The organism is Streptomyces sp. NPDC058052 (assembly GCF_042885515.1).
GTDB lineage: Bacteria > Actinomycetota > Actinomycetes > Streptomycetales > Streptomycetaceae > Streptomyces.
The window spans coordinates 60,696-75,449 of record NZ_JBHVRX010000036.1 but is presented as its reverse complement, the minus strand read 5'-3'; the positions used below and the strand labels follow the sequence as shown (position 1 = coordinate 75,449).

Here is a 14,754-nt window from a genome sequence, read left to right as displayed (position 1 = left end):
GGGGGCGGGGGCGTGGGGGCCGCGGGGCCGCTCGGCGGCGGGGGGGGGGGCGGGGGTGGGGGGGGGGGGGGGGGGGGCGGGGGGGGGGGGGGGGCCGCGGGGGCCGGCGGGCCCGGGCCCCCCCTCCCCCCCTCCCGTTCTCTCTCGGGTTCTCTACAGCGCGCCGTGGAAGGTCCGGTTCAGCACGTCGAGCTGCTGTTCGCGGGTGAGGCGGACGAAGTTCACCGCGTAGCCCGAGACCCGGATGGTGAGCTGCGGGTAGTTCTCCGGGTGCTCCATGGCGTCCATCAGCACGTCCCGGTTGAGGACGTTGACGTTCATGTGGAAGCCGTCGCTCGCCATGTAGCCGTCGAGCACGCCGGCCAGGTTCCTGATCCGCTCCTCGGGGGTGCGGCCCAGGCCGTCGGGGGTGACGGTGCTGGTGAGCGAGATGCCGTCCTCGGCGTCCTCGTACGGCAGCTTCGCGACCGACAGGGCGGAGGCGACGTAGCCGTGGGTGTCGCGGCCGTTCATCGGGTTGGCGCCCGGGGAGAACGGCTCGCCCGCGCGGCGCCCGTCGGGGGTGTTGCCGGTCTTCTTGCCGTAGACCACGTTCGAGGTGATGGTCAGGACGGACTGGGTGTGCTCGGCGTTCCGGTAGGTGGGGTGCTTGCGCACCTTCCGCATGAACTCCTCGACCAGCCGGACGGCGATCGCGTCGACCCGCTCGTCGTTGTTGCCGTAGGCGGGGTAGGAGCCGTCGATCTCGTAGTCGACGGCGAGGCCGGTCTCGTCGCGGACCGGGCTGACCTTCGCGTACTTGATGGCGGCGAGCGAGTCGGCGGCGACCGCGAGGCCGGCGATGCCGCAGGCCATGGTGCGGCGCACGTCGCGGTCGTGGAGGGCCATCTCCAGGCGCTCGTACGCGTACTTGTCGTGCATGTAGTGGATGACGTTCAGGGCGTGGACGTAGACGTCCGCGAGCCACTCCATCTGCTCGTCGAACCGGTCCATCACCTCGTCGTAGTCGAGGACCGCGGAGGTGAGGGCGCCGGTGGCGGGGCCGACCTGGGCGCCGGACTTCTCGTCGCGGCCGCCGTTGATCGCGTACAGCAGCGTCTTGGCGAGGTTCACGCGGGCGCCGAAGAACTGCATCTGCTTGCCGACGGGCATCGCCGAGACGCAGCAGGCGATCGCGGTGTCGTCACCGAAGCGGGGGCGCATCAGCTCGTCGGACTCGTACTGCACGGACGAGGTGTCGATGGAGACCTTCGCGCAGAACTCCTTGAAGCCCTGGGGCAGTTGCGGCGACCAGAAGACGGTCATGTTCGGCTCGGGCGCCGGGCCGAGGTTGTACAGGGTCTGGAGGTAGCGGAAGGAGGTCTTCGTGACGAGCGGCCGGCCGTCCTCGCCCATGCCGGCGAGGGACTCGGTGACCCAGGTCGGGTCGCCGGAGAACAGCTCGTCGTACTCGGGGGTGCGCAGGAAGCGCACGATGCGGAGCTTGATGATGAAGTCGTCGACGAGTTCCTGGGCCTGCTCCTCGGTGAGGAGGCCGGCCTCGATGTCCCGCTGGAGGTAGACGTCGACGAAGGTGGAGGTGCGGCCCAGCGACATCGCGGCGCCGTTCTGCTCCTTCACGGCGGCCAGGTAGGCGAAGTACAGCCACTGGATCGCCTCGCGGCCGGTGGTGGCGGGACCGGAGACGTCGTGGCCGTACGAGGCGGCCATGGCCTTCAGCTCGCCGAGGGCCCGCATCTGCTCGGAGAGCTCCTCGCGGAGCCGGATGGTCTCCTCCAGGGAGCGGCCGCCGGCCGGGAGGACGTCGAGTTCGGCCTTCTCGTCCTTCTTGACCTGGAGGAGGCGGTCGACGCCGTAGAGGGCGACGCGGCGGTAGTCGCCGATGATGCGGCCGCGGCCGTAGGCGTCCGGGAGGCCGGTGACGATGCCGGCCTTGCGGGCGGCGCGGATCTCCGGGGTGTAGGCGTCGAAGACGCCGGCGTTGTGGGTCTTGCGGTACTCGGTGAAGACCTTCTCCAGCTCCTCGGAGACCGGGTAGCCGTAGGTCTCCAGGGCGCCGGCGACCATCCGCCAGCCGCCGTAGGGCATGATCGCCCGCTTCAGCGGGGCGTCGGTCTGGAGGCCGACGATCAGGTCCTTGTCGCGGTCGATGTATCCGGGGGCGTGGGCGGTGATGGTGGAGGGGATGTCGTACGCGACGTCGTACACGCCCTTGGCGCGCTCCTCGGGGAACCTGTCCGTGATCGCCTTCCACACGGCGGTGGTCCGCTCGGTGGGGCCGGTGAGGAAGGAGTCGTCGCCCTCGTAGGGGGTGTAGTTCTGCTGGATGAAGTCGCGGACGTCGATGGCGTCGCGCCAGAGTCCGCCCTTGAAGCCCTTCCAGGCCCGCTCGGTCACCGTGGTCTCAGCAGGGGTCGCAGTCACTTCCCGCACCGCCTTCTTCGATTCATTCGATCGCGTCGTCGCTTGTCTCCATTCCACTCCTTTTGATCGATCGTTTCCGGCGGCATTGGTCACCGGTGGGGGGCCGTAGGTCCTTTTCCCGGGCATGCGGAAAGGCCCCGCCGGGGCGGGACCTTTCGCGCGGGGGTGCGGGGTGGGTCAGCTGGGGGCCTCGGCACCCTTGCGGGCGTAGAACCACCAGGTCACGACCATGCAGCTGACGTAGAAGGCGACGAAGCCCCACATCGCGCTGGTGACGGCGACCGAGCCGAAGAGCGCCGGGATGAAGAAGAAGCCGTAGGCGGCGATCGCGGAGGTGAAGCCGGTGACCGCGCCCGATTCCATCTCGGCCTGCTTGAGGGCCCTCGCGTATTCGGGGGTGCCTTCGGTGAGGCCCTTCAGGTGGGTGCCGCGGAAGATGACCGGGATCTGGCGGAAGGTCGAGCCGTTGCCGATGCCGGAGAAGAAGAACGCGGCGAGGAAGCAGAAGAAGAAGCCGTAGAAGCTGCCGCCGTCACCGCCGGAGGGCAGGAAGGTGATGACGCCGACGATCGAGGCGGCCATGCCGACGAAGGACAGGATGGTGACCCGGGCGCCGCCCCACTTGTCGGCGATCCAGCCGCCGGCCCAGCGGGCGAGCGCGCCCACGGCGGGGCCCATCCAGGCGTAGGTGGCGACCGAGTAGTCGGGGAAGGTGGTCTTGATCAGCATCGGCAGGGCCGCGGCGAAGCCGATGAAGGAGCCGAAGGTGCCGACGTACAGCCAGGTCATCAGCCAGTTGTGCTTGCGCCGGAAGATGACCTTCTGCTGCTTGAACGGGGTGGAGGCGACCTTCAGGTCGTTCTGGCCGAACCAGGCGACGGCGGCCAGGACGAGCACGACGGGGACCCAGACGAAGGCCGCGTTCTGGAGGTACACGGGGGTGCCGTCGGCCTTGTGCTGGGCGGAGCCGATCGCGATCGTCGACCAGGTGATGACGATCGGGGTGAGCAGCTGCACGACGGAGACGCCGAGGTTGCCGAGCCCGCCGTTGATGCCGGTCGCGCTGCCCTTCTTCGCCTTGGGGAAGAAGAAGCCGATGTTGGCGAGGGAGGAGGCGAAGTTCGCGCCGCCGATGCCGCAGAGGGCGGCGATGACGACCATCACGGTGTACGGGGTGGCCGGGTCCTGGATGGCGATGCCCAGCCAGATCAGCGGGACGATCAGGACGACCGTCGACAGGGCGGTGAACCGCCGCTGGCCGATCATCGGGCCGAGGAAGGTGTAGAGGATGCGGGCCGTGCCGCCGGTCAGTCCGGGGATGGCCGTCAGCCAGAACAGCTGCGAGGTCGAGAAGCCGAAGCCGACGTCCTTCAGGTTGGTGGCCGTGACCGACCAGACCTGCCAGACGACGAAGGCGACGAGGAGGGCCGGGACCGCGATCCACAGGTTGCGGTGGGCGACCTTCCCGCCGATCGACTTCCAGAAGAGCTCGTTCTCCGGCTCCCAGTCGGTGATGGTCCGGCCGGGTCGGTACTGCTCCGTGTCGTACGAGGCGGGTGACCCGCCCGTGGTCCTGCTGTCCTGGACTACGGAACTCATGGCACTTCCCTGACTTCCCTGACGTTTACGAGCCTGTTCGAGGCTTCTTCCTTGTCTTTCCAGGCTGCGCCTCGGTCCTGGGGCGGCGTCAGTGCCGATGGTCGCCGCCCCGGGCGGGCCTAGGTCGCCTCCCCGGGCGGCCATAGGTCCCGGTGCGGGCGGGCCGGTCGGGCCCCGCGCCCGGCGGCGGAGAAGGGGGTGCCCCCGGGCCGGCGCGACGACCCTTGGGAAGGGGTGTGAGGCCGGGGCTGGAGGGTGAGCACGCGGTGTCGCCGGCGCTGTACGACCGGCTGCGCGCCGCCGAGCGCGCGGCGGGCTCCCCGCGGAGGCGGTCGCACGCGCGCGTGCGGAGGGTTTCCGGCGGGTCGCCGGCGCGGCCCATCTGCTGGCGCCTGGCCGGTTCACGCACGCCCTGGACGGGCTGCCGGACGCGTACGCCGTGTCGGCGCCGCCGGCGGACCACCCGCGGCCGGCCCGGCTGGTGGCGGCCCGTGACGAGGCGGCGCCGGTCCCGGGCGCCGTACCGGTCCGCGTGGCTTGAAAACGGCGGAGCCGCGGCTCTGATGTGCTGGGTCCATGACACAACCGTTCCTTCCTCTGACCGCGCGTTCCCGCGCGGAGTCGCACCGGGCCGCCACACCGCTGGAGCTCTTCTTCGACCTGTGTTTCGTGGTCGCCGTCGCCCAGGCGGGCGCGGGGCTCGTGCACGCGGTCGCCGAGGGGCACGCGGGCGAGGGCGTCGTGAACTACGCGATGGTGTTCTTCGCGATCTGGTGGGCCTGGATGAACTTCTCCTGGTTCGCCTCCGCCTACGACAACGACGACGTCCTGTACCGGGTCGTCACGCTCGTCCAGATCGCCGGCGTGCTGATCCTCGCCGCCGGTGTCTCGCGGGCGTTCGAGGAGCACGACTTCCTCGTCGTCTACCTCGGCTACCTGGTGATGCGGGTGGCGCTCGCCTCGCAGTGGCTGCGGGCCGCGCACCACGCCGTGTCGGCGGAGGAGCGGACGATGTGCCGGCGGTACGCGGGCGGGGTGCTCGCGGTGCAGGTCGGCTGGCTGGCGCTGCTGTTCGTGCCGGACGGGGCCAAGCCGTGGGTGTTCCTGGTGATGGCGCTGGCGGAGCTCGCGGTGCCGGTGTACGCGGAGAAGGACGCGCCCAGCACCTGGCATCCGCATCACATCGCGGAGCGGTACGGGCTGTTCACGATCATCGTGCTCGGTGAGTCGGTGGCGGCGGCGACGGTGGCGGTGAAGTCGGGCATCGTGGAGAACGACGCCCTCGGCGAGCTGCTGCCGATCGCGGGAGGCGGGCTGCTCATCGTCTTCGCGGCCTGGTGGATCTACTTCGTCGTCCCGGCGCACGACCGGCTGACGAGCAGCCGGCAGGGCTTCCTGTGGGGGTACGGGCACTTCGTGATCTTCATGTCGGCGGCGGCGATCGGCGCCGGTCTGGAGATCGCCGTCGAGCAGGCCGTCGGCAAGGCCCACATCAGCACGCTCGCCGCCTCCGCGTCGGTGACGATCCCTGCGGCTGTCTTCCTGCTGTCGGTGTGGCTGCTGCACGCCCGTTACTTCAAGGTCGGCCTCGCCCAGCAGGCGGTGCTGCCGGGGGCGTCGCTCGCGATCCTGCTGTGCTCGTTCGCGGGCCGCTGGGCGGTGCTCGCGGCGGGTCTGGTGGCGGCGGCGGCGGTGGCGGTCGGCGTGACGCTCACCGCGCGCGCTCCCAGGACGGCCCGCCCCTCCTGAGGTAGGAAGGGGACATGACAGCAGACCGGCTCTCCCCCGACGGCCTCACCGACGTGCCCGGCATCCGGGTGGGCCACGCGCGCGTGGCGGGCCCGCGGGCGCTGTCCGGGACCACGGTCGTCCTCGCCCCGGAGGGCGGGGCGGTGGCCGCGGTGGACGTGCGCGGCGGCGGCCCCGGCACCCGCGAGACGGACGCCCTCGACCCGAGGAACGTGGTCCAGCGGATCGACGCCCTCGTCCTGACCGGCGGCAGCGCCTACGGCCTGGAGTCGGCCGCCGGGGTGATGGCCTGGCTGGAGGAGCGCCGGCGCGGGGTCAGGGTCGGCCCCGACCCGTCCCACGTGGTGCCGGTGGTCCCGGCCGCGTGCGTCTTCGACCTGGGCCGGGGCGGCGACTTCACGGCCCGCCCGGACGCCGCCACCGGCCGGGCCGCGGTGGAGGCCGCGGCGGCGTCCGGGGACCACGCGCGCGTGGCGACGGGCGCGGTGGGAGCCGGCACGGGGGCGGTCGCCGGCGGGATGCGCGGCGGGGTCGGCACGGCGAGCCTGCGCCTGGAGTCCGGGATCACAGTCGCCGCCCTGGCGGTGGTGAACGCGGTCGGCTCGGCCGTCGACCCGGCGACCGGCGTCCTGTACGGGAGCCTCTTCGACGACTTCCTCACCGAAGACGCCGAAGACGCCGATGCCGTCGGAGACGCCGGTGTCACCGGCGGCGTCGACGATCCCGGCGGCTCGGGCGGCTCCGGCGGCTCCGGAGAGTGGGGCGGCCGGTCCGGCCGGCCGTCGCGCGCGGTGCACGAGGCGGCGGTACGACGGCTCGCCGAGGCCCGCGCCGCCTCCGTCCGGCCGCCGCTGAACACCACCCTCGCGGTGGTCGCCACGGACGCGGTCCTGACCCGCGCCCAGGCCCAGAAGGTGGCGGGCACGGCGCACGACGGCATCGCCCGGGCGATCCGGCCGGTGCACCTGATGAACGACGGCGACACGGTCTTCGCGCTCGCCACCGGGGCGCGGGAGCTGCCGGCCGCGCCGGGGCCGCTCGCCCTGAACGAGGTCCTGGCCGCCGGCGCCGACCTGGTGACCCGGGCGATCGTCCGCGCGGTGCTGGCCGCCCCCGCGGGGCAGCGCGGTCCGGGCGGCGACTTCCCCTCGTACGGGGAGCTGTACGACCCCCCTCGGCACTGGTACTCCCGGTAACGACAAGGGAGTTGGGCGCGGGGACGAGCCGGGAACTTCTGCCGCCGCCCCCTCGTTTTCCGTAACCCCGACCCCGTTGTCGGACCCAGGGACTACGTTAAGCAAGCACCAAGTGACATGCGGCGACGGCCTGGAGACCCTCTTGAACGATCCTCGGGATCACCACGATCCGTACGAGACGACCGAGACGCACGTCGAGCGGCTTCTCGGCCGGGCCCTCAACTCCTTCGACCTGCCCGACGCGATGGTGGAGCGCCTGGAGTCGGCGCTCGCCCACTCCACCGCGCTGCACTCCTCGCACCACAGTTCCTCGCTGCGCCGCACCACCTACCGCCACGCCTACCTGCTGTCCGACGGCAGCGCCCTCACCCTCTGGGAGCTCGTGCACAACGCGGGCCGGGACGGCGCCGAACAGCACGAGCTGTACGCGGAGGAGGCGGAGGCGCGGCTCGCCGCCTCCCGGCTGCCCGCGGGCCCGCTGCCGGGGTGGACCGTGGAGCGCTCCGACGGGCGTCCGCTCGACGACGAGGACGACCTCGCGGCGCTGAGCGCGCTGCTGGCCCGTCCGATACCCGCCCAGCCCCGGATGTACGTGCCGGACAACTCGGCGGACCACGCCCGCCGGGTCCTGCGCCGCGCGGAGAACGAGGACCGGCCCGCCGAGCGGACCGCCCGCCGGCTGCGGATCGCCTTCGCCCACCACATCACCCAGGTCTTCGGCCGCAACTGCCCGGTGGAGGGCGGCCGGGACGCCGGTTTCACCCTCTACGAGCACCAGTTCCTGCTGCTCGACGGCTCCGAGCTGAGCCTCTGGGAGGTCGAGCACACGGCCACCCCGGACGGCCGGCACATGTGCGAGGTGTACGAGTCGGAGGCCGCGGCCCGCGGGGCGATGGAGGCCCGCTCCCGCGTCCGCTGATCTCCCGTCGCCCGGCGGGCCGGCTCAGACCTGGACCGGCACGCCCGGCGCCCGTACCGCGAAATCCCGGTCGGCCAGGGGGAGCGAAGGGTCCGGACACGCGAAGGGCCCCGGTCCGGAGACCGGGGCCCTTCGCGCGGGGTTCAGGAGGTGAGCGCCGGCTCCTTCTCCACCGCGGCCGGCTCGCCCTCGCCCTCGCCCTCGCCCGCGCCGCCCTCCAGGTGCTGCTTGGGGCGGGCCGGCAGGGCGAACATCACCAGGAAGATCCCGGCGAGGACCACCGCCGCCCAGCCGAGGGAGTTGCGGAAGGCGTCGGTGAAGGCCGACGTGACCTCCTGGGGCGCCTGCCGCAGCCGCTCCTCGTCGAAGGTGCCGAAGAAGACGACCGACACCAGGCCGAGGCCGATCGCGTTGCCCATCTGCCCGGTCATGTTGATCAGACCGGAGGCCGAGCCCGCGTGCTCCTTCGGGACCTCCGAGAGCACCGCGTCCGTCAGCGGCGCCACGATCAGCCCCATGCCGAGGCCCATCACCACCAGCGCCGGGATCATCTGCCAGGACGAGATCTCCGCCCCGTACCGCCCGGCGGCGAAGAAGTACAGCAGGACGCCCGAGGCCATCGTCAGCGCGCCCGCCTGGAGCACCTTGCGGCCGAAGCGCGGGACGAGCAGCTGCACCGACAGGCCCGCCGCCACGGAGACCGCGATCGAGAACGGCACCCCGGTCAGACCCGCGTGGAGGGCGGTCCAGCCGAGACCGAGCTGCATGTAGAGCGTCCACACCAGGAAGAAGATGCCGAGCACGATGCCGAAGGTCAGCTGCACGGCGATGCCGGCCGCGAACGACTTCACCCTGAACAGCGACAGCTCGACGAGCGGCGAGCCGTCCTTCTTCGTCTTGTACCGCTCGTACGCGACGAGGACGGCGAAGACCACCGGGCTGGCCGCCATCATCAGGTGGCCCCACAGCGGCCAGTCCAGCTCGCGGCCGCGGGTCAGCGGGTAGATCAGCAGGAGCAGCGCGGCCGTGACGAGGACGACGCCGACGAGGTCGAGGCGGAGCGCCTTCGGCGCCTTCGACTCGGTGATGAACTTCCGCCCGAGGACGAGGGCGGCGACGCCGACCGGCAGGTTGATGAGGAAGATCGGGCGCCACTCCAGGCCCGCGATGTTCCACTCCGTGAGCAGCGCGCCGAGCAGCGGGCCGGAGACCGCGCCCAGGCCGACGATCGCGCCGAAGAGGCCGAAGACCTTGCCGCGCTCGTGCGGCGGGAAGGTGACGTGGACGATCGACAGCACCTGCGGCACCATCATCGCCGCCATCGCGCCCTGGAGGAGGCGGGAGGCGACCAGCATCTCCGGGTTGGCGGCGACGCCGCACAGCGCGGAGGCGATCGTGAAGCCCGCCGTGCCGAGCAGGAAGAGCCGCTTGCGGCCGTAGATGTCGCCCAGCCGGCCGCCGGTGATCAGGCCGGCCGCGAAGGCCAGCGCGTAGCCGGCGGTGATCCACTGGATCGCGGTGGTCGTGGTGCCCAGGTCGTGCTCGATGCTCGGGATCGCGATGTTCACGATCGTGGCGTCGACCAGGTCCATGAAGGCGGCCGTCATGACGATGGCCAGGGCGATCCAGCGCTTGCTGTCCCCCGTGGTGCTGCTGTCCGCCCCCGTGGCGGCATCGGTCTCGTGTGCGCTCATAGGAGGACCATAGAAGTCATGTAGGTCAGATCGCGTCCTAATAAGGTCGCATCATGGGTTCCATGACGGACACCCCGGCACGACTCCTCAATCTGCTCTCGCTCCTCCAGACCCCGCGCGAGTGGCCCGGCAGCGAGCTCGCCGACCGGCTCTCGGTCACCCCGCGCACGATCCGCCGCGACATCGACCGGCTCCGCGACCTCGGCTATCCCGTCGAGGCGACCAGGGGCGCGGTCGGCGGCTACCGGCTCGTCGCCGGTACGGCCATGCCCCCGCTGCTCCTCGACGACGAGGAGGCCGTCGCCATCGCCGTCGGCCTCCGGGCCGGTGCGGGGCACGCCATCGAGGGCGTCGACGAGGCGTCCGTACGCGCCCTGGCCAAGCTGGAACAGGTCCTCCCGGCGCGGCTCCGGCACCGGGTCTCCACGCTCCAGAACGCGACCATCCCGCTGACCCGCGGCGACGGCGCCACCGTCGCTCCCTCGACCCTCACGGCCCTCGCCGGCGCCGTGACCGGCCGCGAACGGCTGCGGTTCAGCTACCGCGCGGGCGACGGCGCCGAGACGAAGCGGCTCGTCGAGCCGTACCGGCTGGTGTCGACCGGGCGCCGCTGGTACCTCGTCGCGTACGACCTCGGGCGCGAGGACTGGCGCACCTTCCGCGTCGACCGCGTCAGCGACCCGCTCGCGACCGGCGCGCGCTTCACCCCGCGGGAGCTGCCGGAGGGGGACGAGGCGGCGTACCTGGCGCGGTCGATGACGCGGGCGCAGGGGGAGGTGGACCTGGACGTCACGTTCGAGGCGCCCGCGGAGTTCGTCGTCGCGCGCCTCCCCGCGCACCTGGCGCCGGTCGCGACCGGCCCCGACACGTGCCGGCTGCGCGCCCGCGTCACCGACTCCGTCGAATGGATCGCCCTCCGCCTGGCCCTGATGGACGTCCCCTTCAAGGTGGAGGCCCCCACCGCGCTCCGCACCTACCTCCAGGACCTCACCGCCCGCCTCACAGCCGCGCTCACCTGACCCCGCCCCCACACCACCGCGCCGCCGTTCCGTTGGGGGCGTACGTTCCGCCGGGGCGGAACGTACGCCCCCACGGGGACCCGGCGGCGGGCGCCGCGGGAAACCGGGTCGCCGGCCGCTCTAGGCCACCGCGTCGAAGCCCGTGTCCCGCGCCATCTTCTTCAGTTCCAGCAGCGCGTGCTTCTCGATCTGGCGGATCCGCTCCCGCGTCAGTCCGTGCTCCTTGCCGACCTCCGTCAGCGTCCGCTCGCGCCCGTCCTCGATGCCGTACCGCATGCGGATGATGGACGCCGTCCGGTTGTCGAGCTTGTCGATGAGGTCGTCGAGCTCCTCGCTGCGCAGCAGCGTGAGGACGGACTGCTCCGGCGAGATCGCCGACGTGTCCTCCAGCAGGTCGCCGAACTGCGTCTCGCCCTCGTCGTCGACCGACATGTTGAGCGAGACCGGGTCGCGCGCCCAGTCGAGGACGTCGGTGACCCGCTCCGGCGTGGAGCCGAGCTCCTCGGCGACCTCCGCGGGCTCCGGCTCGCGCCCGTGCTCGCGGTTGAACTCGCGCTGGACCCGGCGGATCCGGCCCAGTTCCTCGACCAGGTGGACGGGGAGGCGGATGGTGCGGGACTGGTCGGCGATGGACCGGGTGATGGCCTGGCGGATCCACCACGTGGCGTACGTGGAGAACTTGAAGCCCTTCGCGTAGTCGAACTTCTCGACGGCGCGCACCAGGCCCGCGTTCCCCTCCTGGATCAGGTCGAGCAGGGGGAGGCCGCTGCGCGGGTAGCGCCGCGCCACGGCGACGACGAGCCGCAGGTTGGACTTGATGAAGAGGTCCTTGGCACGCTCGCCCTCGGCGGCCAGCGCCTGGAGCTCCTCGCGGGTCGCCCCGCCCGCCTCCGTGTCCTCCACCTCGCCGTCGAGGATCTGCTGGGCGTAGACGCCCGCCTCGATGGTCTGGGAGAGCTCGACCTCCTTGGCGGCGTCGAGCAGGGGCGTGCGCGCGATCTCGTCGAGGTACATGCCGACCAGGTCGCGGTCGGCGATCTCCCCGCCCACGACGCGAACGCTGCTTGCCCGGCCGTCCCCGCTCTTGGCGGCGGACTGACGACGGGCGACGGCACGGGTTGCCATGCGTGCTCCCTTGCTGAGTAGGTCGCGACACCTTTTCGGGTGCCCTGCATCCGACGGAAACAACGACCGGAATCGGGACAGAATTCCCAGGAGGCTCAGGATTTTCGCGATCATGCAGTATCCTGCGCGGCCGCCGCCCCGCCCGGCGGTTCGCCGCCGGCGCGGATCCGCAGGTCAGAGCCCACGGAACGCCCCTCCGGGCCTTCCCCGACCACACTGTCGGTGAGACGGCCGTCACACGGCCGGCCGTCCGCCCTTCTCCTTCTACGACGTCGGACGGCGGCGGGAAGTTGCCTGGCGCGCCGTCTCCACGACCACCGCGCGCCTCGTCCGCGACCACCGCGCGTCTCCTCCGCGACCGCCGCGCGCCTGGTCCGCGACCACCGCGCGCCTCGTCCGCGACCACCGGCCGAGGGGCCCTCCGCCCCCGGGTGTAGGTCCCGAGCCCGTTACGGCCCGCCCGGGCCCCGCCCTACCGTCCGCTCCATGGACACCACCGGCATCCTCGACGAGGCCCTCGAACGGCTCCACACCACCGGACCCGAGCGGAACGGCTGGCTCACCAACCACGCGCCGATGGCCGTGGAGGCGCTGGCCCGGCACGGGCACTCCGCCTCCGTGCACCGCTGGCTCGACGCGTACGCGCCGAAGCTGGAGGAGGCGCCCGCGCCGTACGCCCCGGTCACCGCCGGGAACTGGCGGGAGGCGCTCGGTGATCCGGCCCGGATCACCGACTGGACCCGGTACTTCGCCCGCGAGCTGGCGGACCGGACCTGGCGGGAGGTGCTGGCGGAGTGGTGGCCGCGGCTGCTGCCCGGCATCGCGGCAGGCGCCACGCATCCGGTGATCCGCACCGGGCACGCCGTACGGACGCTGCTGGCGCCCGGCGGGGGGACGGCGCCCCGGCGGGCGGAGCTGGCACACGCGCTCGGCTACTGGGCCGCCCGCCACCAGCCGCTGCCGCCGCTCGGCACACTGGCCGCCGCGCCGGACGCGGCCGCCGCGCTCGCCGCCGTACCGCCGGTCCCGGACCAGGAGGGCGGGATCCGGGAGCGGCTCGCGCAGCTGACGGCCTTCCCCGCGTGGGGCACGGAGACCGGCCCGGAGGCCGCGCGGGAGCGGCTGGCGGAGCTGGTGACGGCGGCCGTGCACCGGTACGCGTCGCACGGGCACGGCGAGCCGATCATGCTGGTGCACGCGGCGACGGCCCCCAACGCCGTCCTGCGGACGCTGCCGGCGCTGCCCCGCGCCCTGTGGGCGCCGAGCCTGGCGGCCGCCTGGTCGGCCTCGGCGGCGGTGACGGCCGCGTACACGCCGCGGGAGGCCGCCGCGTACGCGCCGACCGGTCTCACCGCGGAGGAGGTCTTCGCCCGGGCGGCGGACCACGGCGACGACCACACGATCAAGTTCGCCGACACGGCCCTCGACGTCGGCGGCCCGCTCGCCCTGACCGCCGCCGTCCGCTCGGTGGAGCTGAACCCGCCCGCGTACGGATAGCACCGCTCTCCACGCACCCCGGTCCCACCCGCGCACGGACAGCACCGCTCTCCACGCACCCCGGCCCCACCGCGTACGGATAGCGCCGCTCTCCACGCATCCGCTCAGTCTCGGCCGAACTGCACCGAGCGCTTCGCGAGGCCCATCCAGAAGCCGTCGATGACGGACCGCTCGGTGTCGAGGTCGCCGGCGGCGTCCGCCGCGCCCATGGTGACGAAGAGGGGTGCGAAGTGCTCCGTGCGCGGGTGGGCGAGGCGGCCGGCCGGGGACTTGTGCTCGAAGTCGAGCAGGGCGTCGACGTCCTGGGCGGCGAGGGCCTCGTTCCCCCAGGCGTCGAACTCGGCGGACCAGCCCGGCACGCCGCCGCCGGTGTGCCGGAGGGCCGCGAGGTTGTGGGTGAAGAAGCCGCTGCCGACGATCAGCACGCCCTCGTCGCGCAGCGGGGCGAGCTTGCGGCCGATGTCCATGAGCCGGCGCGGGTCCAGGGTGGGCATGGAGATCTGGAGCACCGGGATGTCGGCGCCCGGGTACATCTCGACGAGCGGCACGTACGCGCCGTGGTCGAGGCCCCGGTCGGGGATGTCCTGCACGGGGGTGCCGGGCGAGCGCAGCAGCTTGCGGACGGACTCGGCGAGCGCGGGCGCGCCGGGGGCGTCGTACCGGACCCGGTAGTAGTGCTCGGGGAAGCCCCAGAAGTCGTACACGAGGGGGATCGTCTCGGTGGCGCCGAGGGCGAGCGGGGCCTCCTCCCAGTGGGCGGAGACCATGAGGATCGCCTTGGGGCGGGGCAGCCCGGCCGACCAGGCGGCGAGCTCGCCGGGCCAGACGGGGTCGTCGGCGAGCGGCGGGGCGCCGTGGGACAGGTAGAGCGCGGGCATCCGTTCCTGCGTGGCGACCATGGCGACGACTCCTCCTCCGGCAGAACTTCTTGAAACTTCAAGCTGATGAGTGCAGCCTAAACCTACATAGTTCAACTTTCAAGAACGGGTCGTACGATGGGTGTCATGGGAGACAGGACCGAACCCGAACCGCGCTGGCTCAGCGACGGCGAACAGCGCGTCTGGCGCTCGTACCTCCACGCCACCACGCTCCTGGAGGATCACCTCGACCGCCAGTTGCAGCGCGACGCGGGGATGCCGCACGTCTACTACGGCCTCCTCGTCCAGCTCTCCCAGGCCCCGCGCCGCCGGCTCCGCATGACCGAGCTCGCGAAGAGCGCCAAGATCACCCGGTCCCGGCTCTCGCACGCCGTCGCCCGCCTGGAGAAGAACGGCTGGGTGCGGCGCGAGGAGTGCCCCTCCGACAAGCGCGGCCAGTTCGCCCAGCTCACGGAGGAGGGCATGGACGTGCTGCGGCGGACCGCGCCCGGACACGTGGCGGCGGTGCGGCAGGCGATGTTCGACCGGCTCTCCCCCGAGCAGGTCGAACAGCTCGGCACCATCATGCGGCTGATGGCGGAGGGCCTGGAGCCGTCGGGCCCGGACGCGGACCTGCCCTGGCTCCGCTGAGCGGAACCAGGGCCGTCGGGCCCG

General features: G+C 72.5%; 11 protein-coding genes. 6 read left to right on the top strand and 5 right to left on the bottom strand.

What is annotated here, in order from left to right:
- Window positions 1-153: 153 nt before the first annotated feature.
- Both pflB and ACFVU3_RS33935 read right to left on the bottom strand, forming a co-directional pair.
- Window positions 154-2,433 carry a formate C-acetyltransferase gene (pflB, locus tag ACFVU3_RS33940; protein ID WP_390072415.1) on the bottom strand — a complete coding sequence of 760 codons (2,280 nt, stop codon included), beginning with the start codon at window positions 2,431-2,433 and terminating at the stop codon, window positions 154-156.
- 168 nt (window positions 2,434-2,601) lie between these two features.
- Window positions 2,602-4,023, bottom strand: a complete 1,422-nt coding sequence (locus ACFVU3_RS33935; RefSeq protein ID WP_390072413.1) for a NarK family nitrate/nitrite MFS transporter — start codon at window positions 4,021-4,023, stop codon at window positions 2,602-2,604.
- Between the two features lie 576 nt (window positions 4,024-4,599).
- Here ACFVU3_RS33935 and ACFVU3_RS33930 point away from each other — a divergent pair.
- From ACFVU3_RS33930 to ACFVU3_RS33920, 3 genes are all read left to right on the top strand, one after another.
- Complete coding sequence (locus ACFVU3_RS33930; protein WP_390072410.1) at window positions 4,600-5,772, top strand: low temperature requirement protein A; 1,173 nt, start codon at window positions 4,600-4,602, stop codon at window positions 5,770-5,772.
- Window positions 5,773-5,786: 14 nt separating this feature from the next.
- Entirely contained in the window at window positions 5,787-6,968 is a 1,182-nt protein-coding gene (locus tag ACFVU3_RS33925) for a P1 family peptidase (protein WP_390072408.1), read from the top strand.
- Window positions 6,969-7,110: 142 nt separating this feature from the next.
- The gene (locus ACFVU3_RS33920) at window positions 7,111-7,887 is read left to right on the top strand and encodes a DUF6227 family protein (RefSeq protein WP_390072406.1); all 777 of its coding nucleotides are present in this window, start codon (window positions 7,111-7,113) and stop codon (window positions 7,885-7,887) included.
- A 143-nt stretch (window positions 7,888-8,030) separates the two neighbouring features.
- On the opposite strand, the gene ACFVU3_RS33915 is transcribed toward ACFVU3_RS33920, so the two are convergent.
- Window positions 8,031-9,581: an MFS transporter gene (locus tag ACFVU3_RS33915; RefSeq protein ID WP_390072404.1), complete on the bottom strand. Its 1,551-nt coding sequence runs from the start codon at window positions 9,579-9,581 to the stop codon at window positions 8,031-8,033.
- A gap of 62 nt (window positions 9,582-9,643) precedes the next feature.
- On the opposite strand from ACFVU3_RS33915, the gene ACFVU3_RS33910 reads away from it, so the two are divergent.
- On the top strand, window positions 9,644-10,600 hold the full coding sequence (locus ACFVU3_RS33910) for a helix-turn-helix transcriptional regulator (RefSeq protein WP_390072420.1): 957 nt from the start codon (window positions 9,644-9,646) through the stop codon (window positions 10,598-10,600).
- Between the two features lie 120 nt (window positions 10,601-10,720).
- On the opposite strand, the gene ACFVU3_RS33905 is transcribed toward ACFVU3_RS33910, so the two are convergent.
- Window positions 10,721-11,725 (bottom strand): sigma-70 family RNA polymerase sigma factor, encoded by a 1,005-nt coding sequence (locus tag ACFVU3_RS33905; protein WP_390072403.1) that lies wholly within the window; start codon window positions 11,723-11,725, stop codon window positions 10,721-10,723.
- Window positions 11,726-12,211: 486 nt separating this feature from the next.
- Between ACFVU3_RS33905 and ACFVU3_RS33900 the strand changes: the two genes are divergently transcribed.
- Window positions 12,212-13,222, top strand: coding sequence for a questin oxidase family protein (locus tag ACFVU3_RS33900; RefSeq protein WP_390072401.1), 1,011 nt, complete (start codon window positions 12,212-12,214; stop codon window positions 13,220-13,222).
- A 104-nt stretch (window positions 13,223-13,326) separates the two neighbouring features.
- Here the strand turns inward: ACFVU3_RS33900 and ACFVU3_RS33895 are convergent, their stop codons facing one another.
- The gene (locus tag ACFVU3_RS33895) at window positions 13,327-14,121 is read right to left on the bottom strand and encodes a dioxygenase (protein ID WP_390072399.1); all 795 of its coding nucleotides are present in this window, start codon (window positions 14,119-14,121) and stop codon (window positions 13,327-13,329) included.
- A gap of 96 nt (window positions 14,122-14,217) precedes the next feature.
- On the opposite strand from ACFVU3_RS33895, the gene ACFVU3_RS33890 reads away from it, so the two are divergent.
- Entirely contained in the window at window positions 14,218-14,730 is a 513-nt protein-coding gene (locus ACFVU3_RS33890) for a MarR family winged helix-turn-helix transcriptional regulator (RefSeq protein ID WP_390072396.1), read from the top strand.
- Window positions 14,731-14,754: the final 24 nt, after the last annotated feature.

Bases quoted from the DNA above. Each gene is read 5' to 3' on its own strand.
- ACFVU3_RS33890 (WP_390072396.1), top strand. From the start codon at position 14,218: ATGGGTGTCATGGGAGACAGGACCGAACCCGAACCGCGCTGGCTCAGC.
- ACFVU3_RS33915 (WP_390072404.1), bottom strand. From the start codon at position 9,581: ATGAGCGCACACGAGACCGATGCCGCCACGGGGGCGGACAGCAGCACC.
- ACFVU3_RS33895 (WP_390072399.1), bottom strand. From the start codon at position 14,121: ATGGTCGCCACGCAGGAACGGATGCCCGCGCTCTACCTGTCCCACGGC.
- ACFVU3_RS33935 (WP_390072413.1), bottom strand. From the start codon at position 4,023: ATGAGTTCCGTAGTCCAGGACAGCAGGACCACGGGCGGGTCACCCGCC.
- ACFVU3_RS33925 (WP_390072408.1), top strand. From the start codon at position 5,787: ATGACAGCAGACCGGCTCTCCCCCGACGGCCTCACCGACGTGCCCGGC.
- ACFVU3_RS33900 (WP_390072401.1), top strand. From the start codon at position 12,212: ATGGACACCACCGGCATCCTCGACGAGGCCCTCGAACGGCTCCACACC.
- ACFVU3_RS33930 (WP_390072410.1), top strand. From the start codon at position 4,600: ATGACACAACCGTTCCTTCCTCTGACCGCGCGTTCCCGCGCGGAGTCG.
- ACFVU3_RS33910 (WP_390072420.1), top strand. From the start codon at position 9,644: ATGACGGACACCCCGGCACGACTCCTCAATCTGCTCTCGCTCCTCCAG.
- ACFVU3_RS33905 (WP_390072403.1), bottom strand. From the start codon at position 11,725: ATGGCAACCCGTGCCGTCGCCCGTCGTCAGTCCGCCGCCAAGAGCGGG.